Origin of the sequence: Blautia sp. AF14-40 (assembly GCF_003479665.1) — a bacterium.
GTDB classification, from domain to species: Bacteria; Bacillota; Clostridia; order Lachnospirales; family Lachnospiraceae; genus Fusicatenibacter; species Fusicatenibacter saccharivorans.
In genome coordinates this window covers 139,524-155,931 of the sequence record NZ_QUHK01000007.1, presented here as the reverse complement: position 1 = coordinate 155,931, position 16,408 = coordinate 139,524, and the positions used below count along the sequence as shown (strand labels likewise).

Here is a 16,408-nt window from a genome sequence, read left to right as displayed (position 1 = left end):
CGGTATGGGGCAGGTCACCCACGCGTTACTCACCCGTCCGCCGCTCAGTCAGTTAAGAATCATCCGAAGAATCTTCTTAACTGCTTCGCTCGACTTGCATGTGTTAAGCACGCCGCCAGCGTTCATCCTGAGCCAGGATCAAACTCTCTGATAAAATGTTTGTTCCAAGTTCAAAATCAACATACTAGCTAATTTATCCCTTTTACTGTTTTAAAGGATCTTTCGATCGTTTTGAATTACTTATTCAGAACTTTCGAGGATGTGTTTCACTGTTTAATTATCAAGGTCAGAACTTTCGAGGATGTGTTTCATTGTTTAATTATCAAGGTTCTTCACTGTTCTCTCGGTCAGCAACTCGTTTATTTTATCAAACTCATTTGCATTTGTCAAGAACTTTTTTCAACTTTTTTCAAAGTCGAGCGGAGAAGGAGGGATTTGAACCCTCGCGCCGCTATTAACGACCTACTCCCTTTCCAGGGGAGCCCCTTCAGCCAGCTTGGGTACTTCTCCATAGTTTGCCTGATTCATAATCAGATATTCAATTAACTGAGTTTTGAGCGGAGAGGGTGGGATTCGAACCCACGCGCCCTTTCGGACAAACGGTTTTCAAGACCGCCTCGTTATGACCGCTTCGATACCTCTCCGTGTGTGAATTCAAATCTCGGTAACTCCCGAAATCATCTCAGTTTTTGGCTTGTCAGCTTTGCGTTTTTATCTCTCTCGCTCAGCGACATTCGTTATTATATCAGCAGTGTTTCAGAATGTCAACCACTTTTTTGAATTTTTTTTACATTTTTTTCAATTTCTTTTTCGTTTTCGCTGTTTTTCCCCGTTTTGCAATTCACACATTTATTTTTATCTATTTATAGTTTGCTTTCTGTATTTTGCTTTTTTCTATTTTTCTGCCAGAAAGCTCTCTGCAACGAGCAGATCCTCCGGTGTTGTGATTTTTATATTTTCATAGCCGCCTTTTACCATCACTGATGCGATTCCCATCTCCTGCTCCACAACCATGGCATCGTCGGTGATTCCTTCTGTGGAATGCTGCATCAGTTTTTCGAATGCCGGAAACAGAAGCTCTGCTGCAAAGGCCTGCGGGGTCTGTGCCTGCCATACGAGATCTCTTCGCGGGCTTTCCCTGATTTTTCCGTTTTCATCGGTAAGCTTGATGGTATCCTTGACCGGCATGCCAAGGACACAGGCTTTTTCTTCTTTTACACATGCGCAGAGACGTTCCAGCATTTCCTGGTTTAAAAACGGGCGGGCGCCATCGTGAATCAGAACGTAATCGGTCTTCTGCTCCTGTTCGCTTTCCAGGCTTTTCAGCGTCTGCAATGCTTTCCAGACAGATTCATACCGTTCCCTTCCGCCTGCGCATACGGAAACAGTTTTCTTAATTCCATATTTTTCGATAATCTCTTTCTGACAGTATTCTATTTTATCCGCACCTGTCACAAGAATGATCTGGTCAATCTCCGGCGAATGTTCAAAAACCTCCAGCGCGTAAACCACGACTGGTTTTCCTCCGATTTCCAGAAACTGTTTTGCTACGCTTCCGCCCATCCGGGTTCCCTTTCCGGCTGCCAGGACAACCACAGTGTATTTTTCTTTCTTCTCGCTCATCTTTTCCTCCGTTTTCTACAAATGCAAAAACTCCGCAGCAGATCTCTCTTCTCCGTTCTGCTGCGGAAGTTTCTTTTTCTTATCGTTCTCCAAGCTTCAGGTTCGGTACGGCATTCAGGTCCCAGCCGTGGCGGGTTCCCTTCTGGTACTCGTAGTAAGCTGCCACACCGATCATGGCCGCATTGTCGGTACAGAAGATCGGGGACGGACGGTAAAAGCGGATGCCCTCTTTTTCACATGCTGCTTCCATCGCCGCGCGGAGTGCCCCGTTCGATGCAACGCCGCCGGCGATCGCCAGACGGTCCATATGGTAATCTTTGGCCGCACGGATGGCATTATCCACCAGAACGTCCACAACGGCCTGCTGGAAGGACGCAGCGATGTCTGCTTCGACAATTGGTTCGCCTGTCATCCGGCATTTGTTCAGATGGTTTAAAACGGCAGATTTTACGCCGCTGAAGCTGAAGTCATACGGCGCATCCTCCATGTGGGCACGCGGGAAGTCGATGGCGTGCGGGTTTCCTTCTTTTGCCAGCTTGTCGATCTTCGGTCCGCCCGGATAGCCGAGTCCGATGGCACGGGCTACCTTGTCGAAGGCTTCTCCGGCTGCGTCGTCTCTCGTTCTTCCGAGGATTTCGAAAGAACCGTAATCTTTTACAATGACAAGATGGGTATGGCCTCCGGAGATGATTTCACACAGGAACGGCGGCTCCAGATCCGGGTGTTCGATATAGTTCGCCGAGACGTGGCCTTCAATATGGTGAACGCCGACCAGCGGTTTCTTTTTTGCATAGGCGATCGCTTTTGCCTCTGCCACGCCGACGAGAAGTGCGCCGACAAGACCAGGGCCGTACGTAACACCGATCGCATCGATATCATCCAGAGTGACATCGGCTTCTTTTAAGGCCGCTTCTACAACCTGGTTGATTTTTTCGATATGTTTTCTGGATGCAATTTCCGGCACAACACCGCCATACAGGGTATGGATGGCGATCTGGGATGAAATAATGTTAGACAGCACACATCTTCCGTTTTTCACGACGGAGGCTGCGGTTTCATCGCAGGAGCTCTCAATTGCAAGAATCAGGGTATCTTTTTCACTCATTTTTCGTTTCCTCTTCAAATAACAGTTCTACTGATCTTCCGTCTTTTCCAAGCTCTGCGGCCGGGAAAATCTTCTGTACCTCATCCATGTACCGCTGCGGGCCGACGAGCGACGGGGAAAAGTGGGTCAGCCACATTTCGGCAACCTCGGCATCTTTTGCCAGTTTTGCCGCCTCGTAGAAGGTCATATGCTTAAATTCTTTTGCTTTTGCCTGTTTTTCCGGCTCGCCGTACATTCCCTCGCAGATGAAAAGGTCGGAGCCTTTCGCATGTTCGGAGATCGACGGAATCGGGCGGGTATCGGTGCAGTAGGTCACCTTCAGTCCCTTTCTGGCAGGGCCGAGGACCATGTCCGGCGTATACGTCTTTCCATCCAGGGTGACAGTCTCGCCTTTCTGCAGCGGATTCCAGCATTTAATCGGAATTTCCTGTGCTTTAGCGCGCTCCACATCGAATTTTCCCTTGCGGGAGATTTCCAGCGAATAGCCGTAGCAGGTGATATTGTGCTGCACGCGGAAGGCTGTGATTTTGTAGCCGTTCATCTCGATCACTTCCTCCGGCGCTGTCACCTCGTGAAATACAATCGGGAACGGCAGCTCCGGGCAGATGACGCGCAGCGAATTGACGACGCGCTCCAGGCCTTTTGGGCCGATCATGGTCAGCGGTTCTCTCCGGTCAGTGTTTCCCATCGTCAGGAGAAGTCCTGGAAGGCCGCTGATGTGGTCTGCGTGGTAATGGGTGAAGCAGATGGCATCAATCGGCTTAAAGGTCCAGCCTTTTTCCTTGATGGCAACCTGGGTTCCCTCGCCGCAGTCGATCAGAAGGCTGCTTCCGTTGTATCGGGTCATCAGGGCGGTCAGGCGTCTGCCTGGCAGAGGCATCATACCGCCTGTTCCCAGTAAACATACATCTAACACGTTTTTCCTCCATATTCTATCCGGCTTTTTCGAAAGCCGGTCAGGTATTTTACGTTGAAAAAGCGTGTCCAAAACGGTTTGTTTCAGACACGCTCTCATCTTAACACAGTTTTTTCAAACACGCAATGACGCGGGTTTTATTTATTTGCTGTCATGACAGCTTCCTTCATCATGCGGACATACGTATAGATGTGCTGCTCCGCATGAGTGCCGTACTTCGCAATCATTTTGACGATAGCGCTTCCGACGATGACACCGTCCGCAATTTTTGCAATGTTGGCCGCCTGATCGGTCGTGTTGATGCCGAAGCCTACGGCTACCGGAATATCGGTTACTTTGCGGATTGCGGCGATCATGGAATCGAGGTCTGTCTTGATCTCGCTTCTGACACCGGTAACGCCCAGAGACGATACGAGGTAGATAAAACCTTCGGCGTCTGCGGCAATTTTCTGGATGCGCTGCTCAGACGTCGGCGCAATCAGGGAAATGACATCTACCTGATGGCTGCGCGCAATATCGTTTAATTCGCCTTTTTCCTCATACGGCATATCCGGGATGATGATGCCATTGATGCCGACTTCCTCGCATTTTGTAAAGAACGGCTCGTATCCGTAATGGAACACCGGGTTTAAGTAGGTCATAAACACCAGCGGAATGTCTGTTTTTTTGCGCACGGAGGCTACCATATCGAAAATTTTATCGGTGGTAGTTCCGGCTTTTAAGGAACGGAGGTCTGCCTCCTGGATGACAACGCCCTCGGCAATCGGATCCGAGAACGGGATTCCGATCTCGATCAGGTCTGCGCCTGCTTTTTCGAGCTCCAGAATATAATTCTCTGTTTTTTCAATGTTCGGGTCTCCGGCTGTCAGAAACGGAATGAATGCTTTGCCGTTTGAAAATGCTTCTGTTACTTTACTCATGAAGGTCCCTCCCTCTGTATCTTGCAATGGCTGCTACGTCTTTGTCTCCGCGTCCGGACAGGCAGATGATGATGGAGTCTTCCGGATCAAATTCTTTTGCGATCTTCATCGCATGGGCTACTGCATGGGCACTCTCGATCGCACAGATGATACCCTCGGTTCTTGCGAGGTATTCAAAAGCTTCTACTGCCTCATCGTCCGTTACCGGAACGTATTCGGCGCGGCCGATGTCATGCAGATATGCATGCTCCGGTCCAATGCCCGGGTAGTCAAGGCCTGCAGAAATCGAGTAAACCGGTGCGATCTGACCGTATTTATCCTGGCAGAAGTAGGATTTCATACCGTGGAAGACGCCGAGTGTTCCGGTTGCAATGGTTGCTGCAGTCTCTGCGGTGTTGACGCCGCGTCCTGCTGCCTCGCATCCAATCAGGCGGACATTTTTGTCATTGATGAAGTTATAGAACATACCCATCGCATTGCTTCCGCCGCCGACGCATGCCATGACGGCTTTCGGGAGTTTTCCTTCTTTTTCGAGGATCTGCTCTCTTGCCTCTTTGCTGATGACAGCCTGGAAATCGCGGACGATGGTCGGGAACGGATGCGGGCCCATAACGGAACCGAGAACGTAGTGGGTGTCATCGACACGTGATACCCACTCGCGCATCGCCTCATTGACGGCATCTTTTAAGGTCATAGTTCCGGTAGTAACGGCATTTACTTTTGCACCGAGAAGCTCCATCCGGTATACATTGAGGGCCTGACGGTCGGTGTCTTCTTTTCCCATGAAGATCTCACACTCAAGTCCCATCAGTGCTGCTGCCGTTGCGGTTGCCACACCGTGCTGGCCGGCTCCGGTCTCTGCGATGACACGGGTTTTTCCCATTCTTTTTGCGAGGAGGCACTGTCCGAGCACGTTGTTGATTTTGTGGGCTCCGGTGTGGTTCAGATCCTCTCGTTTGAGGTAAATTTTTGCTCCGCCGAGATCCTTTGTCATTTTCTCTGCGTAGTAGAGAAGGGACGGGCGGCCCGCGTAATTTTTCAGCAGGTCATCGAGCTCCTGGCAGAACTCCGGATCGTTTTTATAATAATTGTACTGTTTTTCCAAATTGATAATTTCATTCATCAGAGTTTCCGGTATGTACTGGCCTCCGTGAATACCAAATCTTCCGTCAGACATGTCTTATCCTCCTTATGCATTCTGTGATTTTTTTCGGATCCTTTACGCCGTCTGTCTCGACACCGCTGCTGATGTCGACGGCGAAGGGATGTGTCTGTAAAATCGCCTGTTCCACATTTTCGGCGTTCAGGCCTCCCGCAAGGAAATACGGGCGGTCCATGTTTCTGATCAGTGACCAGTCGAACGATTCGCCGGTACCGCCTTTTCCGTGGTCGAGAAGGATGTAATCGGCGCTGCTTTTTTTCGCCTTTTCGACGTCCTCCCTGGTTTTGATGGAAAATGCCTTGATCAGTTCCCCGCCGGTGCGGAACCGGAGCGAATGGATATATTCTTCACTCTCATTTCCGTGGAGCTGTGCCAGATCGATGACGCCCTCTTCGAGGTATCCTGCGACAATCGCCGGAAGCTCGTTCACAAAGACGCCGACCGCCTGGATTTCGGGATCCAGATAGCGCCGCAGCGTCACGGCATGTTCTTTTGTAATCTGTCTGCGGCTTTTTGCAAAGACAAAGCCGACATATTCGGGCTTCAGTTCATTCACCGCATCGATGTCTTCCAGCCGTGTGAGCCCGCAGATTTTGATTCTGGTCTGTTCTTCCATAACGTTTGACTCCCCGTGCGCTCTGTTTTGTTTTGCGCACTTACGTTACCACTTTAACACATTGAAGAGAGTTTTTCAAGCTCTGCTCTTTTGTTGCTGCTCCGCATCAGCGTTTCGCCGATCAGAACGGCATCGGTTTTATTCTGATACAGTCTTCCGACATCCTCCGGCGTTTTGATGCCGCTCTCGGATACGAAAACAATGTTTTCCGGGACAAGCTCCCGCAGCCGCTCACTGTTGTGGATATCGACCGTGAAATCTTTTAAGTTGCGGTTGTTGACGCCGATGATCCTTGCTCCGGCGCGCATGGCCTGTGCAACCTCCGCCTCATCGTGGGCTTCCACAAGAGCGGAAAGGCCGAGGGAATGCGCTGTTTCCAGATATTCTTTTAAGGTTTCCTCCGGCAGCAGCGCACAGATCAGAAGGACAGCGGTGGCTCCGAGCACCTTTGCCTCGTAGATCATATAGGGATCCACGGTAAAATCTTTCCGCAGAACCGGGATGGATACGGTTTCTGCAATTTTTTTTAAGTAACGCTTGTCGCCTTTGAAGTATTCCGGCTCGGTCAGGCAGGAAATGGCGGAGGCACCGGCCGCTTCATATTCCTTTGCGATCTCCAGATAGGGGAAATCTTCTGCGATGATGCCCTTCGATGGGGAGGCTTTTTTTACCTCGCAGATAAAGGACATGCCCGGCTTTTTCAGCGCCTGTTCAAACGGGAATCCGGTGTCCGGGTTCATCGCCGTTGCCTTTTCTTTCATTTCTGCAAGAGAACACTTCTCTTTTTCTGCAGCGACACGTTTTCTTGTGGCTTTTGCAATCGTTTCCAGTATCATATGTTTATTCCTTTTCTGCCAATTTGTTGGTGAGTGACACAAACTCTTCGAGTTTTTTCTGTGCTTTTCCGCTGTCGATCAGCTCCTCTGCCAGTTTTACAGCATCCTGCATCGGGATTTCTTTTACTGCATGAAGGGCTGCGGCGGCATTCAGGACAACAGCGTCTCTTGCCGGGCCTTTCTTTCCTGCAAGAATTTCTTTCGTAATTTCAGCATTCTCCTGCGGAGTTCCGCCGACCAGTTCTTCTTTGGTGCAGCGGGTCATGCCGAACTCTTCCGGTGTGATGACGTATTCCTCAAACGTTCCGTCCTTGATCTCGCAGACGCTTGTCGGTGCGCTTAAGGAAATTTCATCGAGGCAGTCCTGGCCGTAGACAACCATGCCGCGTTTGACACCAAGATTGAAGAGAACTTCTGCCATCGGGCGGACAAGTGCTTCCTCGTAGACACCCATCACCTGCATCGTGGCTGCTGCCGGGTTGGTCAGCGGTCCGAGGATGTTGAAAATGGTCCGGATGCCGAGCATCTTGCGGACCGGTGCCACGTATTTCATGGACATGTGGTATTTCTGTGCGAACAGGAAACAGATTCCAAGTTTTTCCAGAACTTCTTTGTTTTTCTCCGGTTCCAGGTCGATTTTGACGCCGAGCGCTTCGAGACAGTCGGCTGCGCCGGATTTGCTCGATGCGGCGCGGTTTCCGTGTTTTGCAACTGCGACGCCGCCTGCAGAGATCACAAGGGATGCTGTTGTGGAGATGTTGAAGGAATTGGATCTATCTCCGCCGGTTCCGACGATTTCCAGAACATCCTTGTCATGTTCCATGTGAACACCGTGCTTTCTCATGCCGTTGGCACATGCGGTGATCTCTTCGATTGTCTCGCCTTTCATCGTCATGGCAGTTAAAAATGCGCTGATCTGGATCGGATCGGCTTTTCCTTCCATGATTTCATCCATGGCGCCCTCTGCCATCTCGTAGGTTAAGTTCTCTTTATTTACCAGTTTTACAATCGCTTCCCGAATCATATTCTGTTCCTCTCTTTCTTTGCTGTCCTGTGATCTATCTTGTAATTTTTAAGAAGTTTTCTACCATCTGTCTGCCCTGCGGGGTCAGAATGGATTCCGGATGAAACTGGACTCCGTAGATCTTTTTCTCACTGTCCTCGACTGCCATGACCTCGCCGTCTGCAGTTCTTGCCGTTACCTTTAAGGTTTCCGGCAGTGTCGCTTCATCAGCTGCGAGGGAATGGTATCTTGCAACCGGAACGGTTTCCGGCAGCCCCTGGAATAATTCCGAGGTAAGATCCAGCGTTGTCTCGGACTGTTTGCCATGCATCAGCTGTTTCGCATAGGTGACGGTCGCGCCGTACGCGGCACAGATTGCCTGATGGCCGAGGCAGACACCGAGGATCGGGATCTCGCCGCCTAATTTTTCTACAATCTCCATGCATCGGCCTGCCTGCTCCGGACGGCCCGGTCCGGGAGATAAAATGATGGATGCCGGTGCCAGTGCGCAGATTTCGTCGATCGTCATCTCGTCGTTCCGGATGACCTTCATGTCCGGATTGATCGAACCGGCGAGCTGATACAGGTTATAGGAAAAACTGTCATAATTATCTACCAGCAGTATCATAAGTTGCTTCCTCCTTCTGCCTCCGCAAGTGCGACCATCACGGCCTTTGCTTTGTTGATGCATTCCTGATGCTCTTTTTCCGGTACGCTGTCGGCTACAATGCCGGCGCCGGAGCGGACGAACACTTTTCCGTTTTTCTTAAACGCAAGCCGGATTGCAATGCAGGTGTCCATATTTCCGGTGAAATCCAGATAGCCGATCGCACCGCCGTAAATGCCGCGCTTGTTGTTTTCCAGCTCGTTGATGATCTGGCAGGCACGGAGCTTTGGTGCACCGGAGAGGGTTCCGGCCGGGAGAACGGAATCGATGGCATCGACTGCGGTCTTGTCTTTCCGAAGCTGTCCTTTTACAGTGGAACCGATGTGCATGACGTGGGAGTAACGTTCGATTGACATGTATTTTTCTACTTCCACGGTTCCGAAATCACAGATCTTTCCAAGATCGTTTCTTCCCAGATCAACCAGCATGTTGTGCTCGGCACGCTCTTTTTCATCGGCGAGGAGTTCTTTTTCCAGCCGCTTGTCTTCTTCATAGCTCTTTCCTCTCGGCCGCGTTCCGGCAAGCGGGAAGGTCCGGACCTCTCCGTCCTCGACTTTTACGAGAGTTTCCGGGGATGCACCGGCGATCTCGACATCATCACTCGAGAAGTAGAACATGTACGGCGACGGGTTCGTCGTGCGGAGGACGCGGTACGTATCGAGGAGGCTTCCCTCAAAATCAACTTCAAGCCGGTTGGAGAGAACGAGCTGGAAGAGGTCTCCCTCGTGGATATAATGTTTGACCTGCTCGACTTTCTCACAGTACGCTTTCTCATCGAAGAGCGGGCGGAACTCGGATTTCAGGTGGCCGGCTTTCGTCTCGGCCGGTTTTCCGAAGCGGATCAGCTCTTCCATTTTTTCGAGTTCCTGTATGGCTTTTTCGTAATTTTCTTCGAGATTTTCGGTTTCGATATTAATCATCAGTACGATTTTCTGACGGTAATTATCATAGGCGATGACCTTATCGAACAGCATCAGGTCAACATCTTTGAAATGTTCCTGATCTTCTGCGTCCAGCTTTAAGGTCGGCTCGCTGTACTTGATGTAATCGTAAGAGAAGTATCCGACGAGGCCGCCGGTGAAGGTCGGCAGTGTCGCGATCTTCGGACTTTTATTTTTCTCAATCAGGGTTTTGATGACGGCTCCCGGATGGGCTGTCTTTGCGGTCAGCCGGATCTGTCCGGTCGGAAGCTGTTCTTTGCGGCTTTCCGGAATATCTTCTACTTTTTTCATCTCTGCCGCATCGGCGGTGATTGTCAGGTTTCCGTTGACACAGGTGAGTTCCAGCGACGGATCGTAGCCGAGAAAGGTGTATCTTCCCCACTGTTTTTTATCCTCCACGCTTTCGAGCATGTAGCAGTGGCTGCTGACGCCCTGCAGGACTTTCAGTGTTTCTACTGGTGTACGGATATCCGAATAAATTTCTCTGCTTACCGGGATTTTCCGAAAAGCTCCCGATGCGGCTGCTTTTGAAATTTCTTCTAACGTCATCTGTTTCATCTTGTTATCTCCTCTCCTTGTGTCTGCAAAGGCTGTCATCAACACTGGTCCTCAGAACCAATTTCTGATATACAAAAAACCGCCCCCGGCAAAGAATCACTTTGTTCTTTGCCAAGGGCGGGTATATTTTTATACTCGTGGTGCCACCTTGTTTTGCGATTGCTCACACGCTCTGCAGAATACGATCATATTCCTGGCAACTAACGTATGCCTGCACGTTACAGAATACTCAGACGGTTTCCCGCTTTTCCCTGTACCCTCCGTGGTCCATTTGCTGATCCGCTTTCTGTCCGGCTTCCACCTGCCCGGGCTCTCTGTGAGTGCGCTTCCAACGTTATCTCCACTTCATCGGTTTCGAAGTATTTATTTTTTTCTTATGGGCTGTATTATAGTTCCATTCTTTTTTTCTGTCAAGTAATTTTTTTGTTCTTTTTGTTCAAAGTCCGGTATTTTTATGATATTCCCGTGTCCACGCCGCAAGAGCTTCGTCCAGATCGCGCGGGAGCTCGACCTGCATTGCCTCGGTGATCTGGCGGTCCATCTCCCGTTTCGTCTCGGCATCCACTTTCCGCTCGGTGCACATCTGCTCATAGGCGTCCTGTCCTTTGCTCATGTAGACCGCAAACAGCCAGCTCTTTAACGATGCTTTCGTGTGCAGCTCTTCATTTGCTTTCTGAAAGCACGTAAGTGCTTCATTCATCTGGAACAGACTTGCGTAGGCACAGCCCATGTTGTTGTAAATACTTCCGGTGAACTGGCTTCCCATGTTGGTTTCGTTTTCCTCGGTATCTTTCAGCGTTTCCTGGTAAACCTGGATCGCATTGATATATTTTTCGTGGTCGACAAGGTAATCTCCCTTGATTTTTTTCCGCACAATCTCCGGCTGCTCCTCGAACCGTTTCAGGCGCTCATTCATCTCACGGAACTGATCGTGGGAAAGATAATTGATCTCCTTGAAGATCGGCAGGATAAACTCACCGATGTTCTTTTTCTCCTCCAGAAGGACGTAGAGACGCTGGTACAGTCTTCTTAAGTGGAGTTCTTCTTTCATCCACACCAGCAGCTGCTCGTTAATGATGGTCTCGTCCAGCAGATAGATGTTGTGGTACAGGTAATAGCACAGTTCCTCGATGGAATAAATATTTGTGCTGATGTTGGAAATATAATACGGATTTTTCGCCCGTTTGACCTGACATAAAATATAACCGCTCATCGTTTACACCTCCCCCATCGTCTCGTGCCAGGTTTTGTGGCTTGCCGGGAACATATCGCCAAAACCCAAATCCTCTGCGGTGATCTGACACGTAACCGGAGAATCATACTCCAGACGCAGACGGATCCGTGTTGTCTTCGGCGGCCGTTTGGGCAGCCCGTCCAGCTTCATGGTATAGCGGTTTCGTTTTCCGCTTTCCATGGAGCTTACAACAAATTCCAGCTCCTCCGTTCCGTCGAGGATCAGCTCACATTCTTTTTCTGCTTCATACCAGTTCACACCGGCTGCAATCAGCGCATAGTATGCCGGAGAACCATTGATCGTCATCTCCATGCCGATGTTGTAGCGCACGAGGTCATTTCCGAGGAAGAGATAGCCCTTTAAGCGGCGCTCCTCCACTTTTTCGCGCGCGGAAAAGCAGGCGCCCTGTGCAAACAGGTTCGTTCCGCCAAAGATTCTTCTCTGGTTTTTCTTTAACTGACGCAGAGAGTTGTCGGCCCAGGCAAGGTCGAACTCCTCGCTCACCAGAAATACGCTGGAATAAATTTCATTCCCCATCGCTTCTCCCATCAGATGGCAGAAATCGCGGTCGCGCTCCATCGGCTCGATCGAAAGTGCGGCTTTTGGCCCCCGTTTTACGGTCACAGTTGCCGGCTTCGTTTTACGGCTGATGGAAAGTTCAGAAAACGATGCTTCCTCATCTTTCAGGAAAAACAGACCGACTTTACGGCTCCAGAGCTCCGGCTTCTGGTTCAGCACATGGCAGTAAAAGCTCTCGTCATGCTCCTGCAGGTAGGCTCTGCCGCGCGGCAGTCCGATTATCTTGTATGCTTCACGCACATTTTCCACAAATGGACGGGTCAGATGGCCCGTGGTGATCATCATCGCCTGGATCTGCTGGTCCGGACGCTCGATGCCGATCATCTTCAGTGCTTCGCGAAGGAACGTGCCAAGGACTTCTCCCGGCGTGTAATCCCGGTTTTCGATCTGGCAGATGCGGGATCCCATGCAGATCTCGTACAGATTGTCCAGCCAGATGCCGTTTTCCGCGTGAGCAGATTTTTCTGCATCCGGTCCTGTTTTCCACGTTTCCTCATTCCGTTTTTTGGCAATGGCGGTCGGAAATTCCACCGCCTCTTCTCCTTCTTTTACCGGGATGGAGACAGCCGTATGGGTTCCCCTGTCATAGCAGCAGAACTGGGAATATTTCTCTCCAAAATCAAATCCTAAAATCAAATTTTTCTGTTCCATGTCGTATCCTCCTGCTGCTTCTTTTCCTCCACAAGTGCAAAACAGTTCCGAACCAGAGCCTCCTGCTGCAAATACTTTTGGAATGCTTCTTCTGCTTTTTCCGAATCTCCTGCCGCGCGCGCTGCTTTCATCTGATTCAGAAGCTGGTACCGCGTCTTTCCTACTTTTGGTTCGCCGGTCATGGAGACGGTTTTCACCTCTGTTTTTCCCTCACCCTGACGGTTCGTAAAGGTCAGGTAATACTCCATTTTCTCGCCGTAGAACAGCAGAAACTCTTTCACAAAAATGCCCTGATACATATTGCGCATCGGTTCGCTCTTCCATGTTTCTTCGGCGTTTGTCCGGTAATGAATCGTCACCTTTGCCTCCGCTCTCTGGCGCTCCTCGATGAACATGCGGTCGCCGATCTGGAAGCCTTCGGTCAGGTGCTCCGGCAGATCCTTGTAGAAGGCAAAGCGGAGTCCCTGTTTCGTAAACGCCAGAAGCAGGGTATGCGCCTCTTTTTCTTCCTCCTCAGAAAGCTGCGGCTTCGTGGAAAGATGTTTCAGCATCGCAAGACGGCAGATCTCGTCCAGCTCCCAGCCCTGCTTCCAAGCGCGGTCCAAGTAGTCAAACATCTGATCCGAAAGCGGTTTTCCGTCCATAAAATAGCCGATCGCAAGATACGTCAGGTATGCCAGAATGACTTGCTCTTTTCCGCTCTGGCGGATGTAGCTCTCCAGCATTTCCTGCTCCCACTTCGGGTGGCTGCGCACAAAGACGGACCATGTCAGAATGCGCTCCTCCAGCTTGTCGCTTTCCATCTGGAAGCCGCGGATTTTATCCCATAAACTGCACATATCCTCAATAGAACCGGTGAAATAATCTCTCAGGTAGCACAATACAATTTCATCGTAGATGCCCTGTTTTACCACGTAGGATGCCAGATAGAGAAGCTCCTCGTCCTCTGTAAACTCTTTTTCCAGAATCATCGCATGCGCCAGACGGAAGAGACACGACACCGGAATCTTCTCGTAGCCGTAACGATCTGTCAGGGCAAAGGCGCGGCTGTAACGGCCATAGCGCACCAGAAGCTCAATCGTAGAAATACGGTCCACCTTTGCATAAGCGCTATCCTCCAGCTCTGCAACAGCTGCCTCGGTCTCGCGCTCATCCGGATGGGCAAGATAATATTCCAGCAATTTCTGACGCACTGTTTTCCGGTAAGCACTGGAAAATGCGCTCGTGCGCGCTGCCTGCTGATACCAGGCAAGATTTTCTGCGGTAAGCTGCATCTCCTCTTCCTGCTCCCCGCACAGGTGTAGCAGCAGACCCGGATTTTCAATGGCAAAACCGCCGCAGGCACGGGCAAGCTCTTTATCCATAAACAATGGCTCTACGCGGCAGGTTTCTGTCACCGCATATCTTCTGCGCTGCTCATCTTCGAGAAGAATCCGCGCTTTTTTGCCGTACAGACGGATATAAGCACCCCGTTCCGTCATCGGATAGGATGTTTCGCCCGCCATCGCCGGATGGCAGACGATCACACGCGTAATTTTCGGATTTTCACACGTTACATGATGGGTAAACAGCACATTTGCGATCGCTTTTGCGCTGTCGGGATCTTCCGGTTTTTTCAGAAAAGTCCGGTACAGTGCGGCGTATTCGCGGTTCATGCGGCCTTTCTGGATCTGTCTTGCCGTGAAAACCTCCATCGCCGGGCGGTAGCTCTGGAATGTATGGCGGTCTTTTTCGCGGTTTTTGATCACGTTGGCGTAAATCAGCGCTTTCTTCTGGCCTGCCAGTGTGTTGCTGTAGGAGAAATACATCCGGATGACCTGCGGAAGGACCTCGTCGAACGACGCATCCATCGTTTCGATATAGTACTCGTACAGGCGCGTGATGCGGATGTTCCGCTCCACGGCTTTTGCATACCACGGGAAATATTCCTTCCGCACCGGGCGGCCCTTCATCACCAGTTTGCAGATGGCTTCGAGCACTTCATCGGATGGAAAACGCTCATAGCCCGCAGTCAGAATCTGATAGACATTCTCATCGAACGTTTTCATCGTCTCTGTAAGATAAGCGGCCCGTTTTAACAGTTCCCCGCTTAAAATGCCTTCTTTCTGCGCAAATTTCAGCACCTGAACGGTGAACGGCGAAATCCGGCGGAGCTGTCCCTCCTGGCGGAGATAGAGCTGTGCCGCATCCAGATACAGAAGCGGGCTCTTGCACCCGCACTCATAGCAAAGTTCCATCGCGTAGAGCTGACGGGTCAGCGACTGCTGCCAGGAATCGTCGGCATCAATGGCAAGCTTTAACAGAAAATAGCTTGCACTCTCCTGCCGCATCAGTGTTCCAAGGCGTGATACCAGCTCGGTATGGCCCACTTCCATTTTCAGCTTCCATGCCAGATACAGGTACGCTCCTTTTTTCTCCGCGGTGTCCAGCAGTTCCTGATGCTCTTTTACGTAAGAAAGCGTTTCTCTTGCTTTTCCGGTTTCCTCATGGCTCTCGTACAGCCATGCTTTTCCCAGCGTCACCCACGCCATGTCTCCGCCGGCTTTTTCGAACTGCTCGATGGCCTCCCAGGTGTCCTGATACCAGGTACGGTAGTCGCGTTTATGGACTGCCAGATCGAGATAGCCGCGCGCGATGGCAGTTATCTGACGGTCGCGCTCCGTATTTTTCCTGCTGGTCACATGTTTTTCGCTGTTTGTCACTTCCAGTTCAAAGCGAAGCTCCTGTTTTCCCTGACGCACCGTAATTCTGCCGTAATGGCGGCCGTTTCCGATTTTCTCCTGATGGATAATGTATTCCACACCGTAGACGCTTCCGATGAAATCTTCTGAAGTGACGACTTTCTTTTCCACTTCCAGAAAGTCTCCCTGCACCTCGATTTCCATGCGGACGTAGCCCCAGGTATTTTTATACAGATACAGTGTTTCCTTGCGCGGCTGGTCCACGGTAAGCACAGTTTTCTCCGGCTGTTCCGCCGAAAGCATCACCGGCTCTTTCTGACCGAGGGCAACCAGAAATTCCTCCAGGTGCTGAAATGTCACCGGCTTGTGGGACAGTCCCTGATAAAGTGCCATCTGCTCCGGTGCCTCTTTCTGAAGAAGACGTGCAAACTCTTTTTTTACAAAGAAGCGGTACGCTGCGCCGAAATCATGGCTTGCCAGATGCACAAAATCTGCCAGGGAATGAATCTCCTGTCCGGAAATGTTCATTGTCTTTCCTGCAATCGAGACGTGTACCCGCACGCAGCGTTCCTCCAGATTGCTGCTGACGGTGATGTTTCCACAGATTTCATCGCCTGCTTTTAATCCGCTGGTATCCACGCCGTACTCAATCGTACTCGCCGTTCCCTGGAACTGATTTTTCGCCAGAACGATTCTCTGATGATCTGTGGTCACAATTCCTTTTACTCTTCTCCCGTCTTCCGCTCCGATATTCAGCTCTCCGCGGAAATTCTGCCCCTCGTCCAGCGTCAGGGCCACCTCCGTCTCGGACAGCAGCAGATGGGGAACCTCATATTCAAATCTGCCGTTCAGCAGTTGTTCCAATCTTCTTCTCAATGTTTTTCACCTTATTTTATCTAAATCGTTTTCGTTCTTT

At 50.6% G+C, this 16,408-nt stretch carries 13 protein-coding genes, 2 tRNA genes and 1 rRNA gene (1 of these 16 running past the window's edge); all 16 read right to left on the bottom strand.

Annotated elements, in window-relative coordinates; all coding sequences use genetic code 11:
* Positions 1 to 154 (bottom strand): 16S ribosomal RNA (locus DWW13_RS07735); it reaches 1,419 nt to the left of the window's first position.
* Between the two features lie 266 nt (positions 155 to 420).
* Positions 421 to 510 (bottom strand) — tRNA-Ser (locus DWW13_RS07730).
* Between the two features lie 48 nt (positions 511 to 558).
* Positions 559 to 644, bottom strand: a tRNA-Ser gene (locus DWW13_RS07725).
* A gap of 250 nt (positions 645 to 894) precedes the next feature.
* The gene (gene ispD, locus DWW13_RS07720) at positions 895 to 1,623 is read right to left on the bottom strand and encodes a 2-C-methyl-D-erythritol 4-phosphate cytidylyltransferase (RefSeq protein WP_117761648.1); all 729 of its coding nucleotides are present in this window, start codon (positions 1,621 to 1,623) and stop codon (positions 895 to 897) included.
* A gap of 79 nt (positions 1,624 to 1,702) precedes the next feature.
* The gene (tsaD, locus tag DWW13_RS07715) at positions 1,703 to 2,728 is read right to left on the bottom strand and encodes a tRNA (adenosine(37)-N6)-threonylcarbamoyltransferase complex transferase subunit TsaD (RefSeq protein WP_022462650.1); all 1,026 of its coding nucleotides are present in this window, start codon (positions 2,726 to 2,728) and stop codon (positions 1,703 to 1,705) included.
* Positions 2,721 to 3,644: a ribonuclease Z gene (locus DWW13_RS07710; protein WP_117761647.1), complete on the bottom strand. Its 924-nt coding sequence runs from the start codon at positions 3,642 to 3,644 to the stop codon at positions 2,721 to 2,723. The genes tsaD and DWW13_RS07710 overlap by 8 nt, the downstream gene beginning before the upstream one ends.
* Positions 3,645 to 3,781: 137 nt before the next feature.
* Positions 3,782 to 4,564 carry a tryptophan synthase subunit alpha gene (trpA, locus tag DWW13_RS07705; RefSeq protein ID WP_117804941.1) on the bottom strand — a complete coding sequence of 261 codons (783 nt, stop codon included), beginning with the start codon at positions 4,562 to 4,564 and terminating at the stop codon, positions 3,782 to 3,784.
* Positions 4,557 to 5,741 carry a tryptophan synthase subunit beta gene (gene trpB / locus DWW13_RS07700; protein WP_022462653.1) on the bottom strand — a complete coding sequence of 395 codons (1,185 nt, stop codon included), beginning with the start codon at positions 5,739 to 5,741 and terminating at the stop codon, positions 4,557 to 4,559. Before trpB ends, trpA begins: the two co-directional genes overlap by 8 nt.
* Complete coding sequence (locus DWW13_RS07695) at positions 5,734 to 6,342, bottom strand: phosphoribosylanthranilate isomerase (RefSeq protein WP_055228636.1); 609 nt, start codon at positions 6,340 to 6,342, stop codon at positions 5,734 to 5,736. The genes trpB and DWW13_RS07695 overlap by 8 nt, the downstream gene beginning before the upstream one ends.
* Before the next feature lie 53 nt (positions 6,343 to 6,395).
* The gene (gene trpC / locus DWW13_RS07690; protein ID WP_118719762.1) at positions 6,396 to 7,178 is read right to left on the bottom strand and encodes an indole-3-glycerol phosphate synthase TrpC; all 783 of its coding nucleotides are present in this window, start codon (positions 7,176 to 7,178) and stop codon (positions 6,396 to 6,398) included.
* A gap of 4 nt (positions 7,179 to 7,182) precedes the next feature.
* Positions 7,183 to 8,202 (bottom strand): anthranilate phosphoribosyltransferase, encoded by a 1,020-nt coding sequence (gene trpD / locus DWW13_RS07685; protein WP_118719760.1) that lies wholly within the window; start codon positions 8,200 to 8,202, stop codon positions 7,183 to 7,185.
* A gap of 34 nt (positions 8,203 to 8,236) precedes the next feature.
* Entirely contained in the window at positions 8,237 to 8,809 is a 573-nt protein-coding gene (locus DWW13_RS07680; protein WP_022462657.1) for an anthranilate synthase component II, read from the bottom strand.
* Entirely contained in the window at positions 8,806 to 10,347 is a 1,542-nt protein-coding gene (gene trpE / locus DWW13_RS07675; protein WP_118719758.1) for an anthranilate synthase component I, read from the bottom strand. Before trpE ends, DWW13_RS07680 begins: the two co-directional genes overlap by 4 nt.
* 436 nt (positions 10,348 to 10,783) lie before the next feature.
* Positions 10,784 to 11,560 carry a hypothetical protein gene (locus DWW13_RS07670; protein WP_022462659.1) on the bottom strand — a complete coding sequence of 259 codons (777 nt, stop codon included), beginning with the start codon at positions 11,558 to 11,560 and terminating at the stop codon, positions 10,784 to 10,786.
* A 3-nt stretch (positions 11,561 to 11,563) separates the two neighbouring features.
* Entirely contained in the window at positions 11,564 to 12,811 is a 1,248-nt protein-coding gene (locus tag DWW13_RS07665) for a DUF5716 family protein (protein WP_118666559.1), read from the bottom strand.
* Positions 12,793 to 16,368: a DUF5717 family protein gene (locus DWW13_RS07660; RefSeq protein WP_147398318.1), complete on the bottom strand. Its 3,576-nt coding sequence runs from the start codon at positions 16,366 to 16,368 to the stop codon at positions 12,793 to 12,795. The genes DWW13_RS07665 and DWW13_RS07660 overlap by 19 nt, the downstream gene beginning before the upstream one ends.
* Positions 16,369 to 16,408 lie beyond the last annotated feature (40 nt).

Bases quoted from the DNA above. Each gene is read 5' to 3' on its own strand.
- tsaD (WP_022462650.1), bottom strand. From the start codon at position 2,728: ATGAGTGAAAAAGATACCCTGATTCTTGCAATTGAGAGCTCCTGCGAT.
- trpA (WP_117804941.1), bottom strand. From the start codon at position 4,564: ATGAGTAAAGTAACAGAAGCATTTTCAAACGGCAAAGCATTCATTCCG.
- ispD (WP_117761648.1), bottom strand. From the start codon at position 1,623: ATGAGCGAGAAGAAAGAAAAATACACTGTGGTTGTCCTGGCAGCCGGA.
- DWW13_RS07680 (WP_022462657.1), bottom strand. From the start codon at position 8,809: ATGATACTGCTGGTAGATAATTATGACAGTTTTTCCTATAACCTGTAT.
- trpD (WP_118719760.1), bottom strand. From the start codon at position 8,202: ATGATTCGGGAAGCGATTGTAAAACTGGTAAATAAAGAGAACTTAACC.
- trpC (WP_118719762.1), bottom strand. From the start codon at position 7,178: ATGATACTGGAAACGATTGCAAAAGCCACAAGAAAACGTGTCGCTGCA.
- trpE (WP_118719758.1), bottom strand. From the start codon at position 10,347: ATGAAACAGATGACGTTAGAAGAAATTTCAAAAGCAGCCGCATCGGGA.
- trpB (WP_022462653.1), bottom strand. From the start codon at position 5,741: ATGTCTGACGGAAGATTTGGTATTCACGGAGGCCAGTACATACCGGAA.
- DWW13_RS07695 (WP_055228636.1), bottom strand. From the start codon at position 6,342: ATGGAAGAACAGACCAGAATCAAAATCTGCGGGCTCACACGGCTGGAA.
- DWW13_RS07665 (WP_118666559.1), bottom strand. From the start codon at position 12,811: ATGGAACAGAAAAATTTGATTTTAGGATTTGATTTTGGAGAGAAATAT.
- DWW13_RS07670 (WP_022462659.1), bottom strand. From the start codon at position 11,560: ATGAGCGGTTATATTTTATGTCAGGTCAAACGGGCGAAAAATCCGTAT.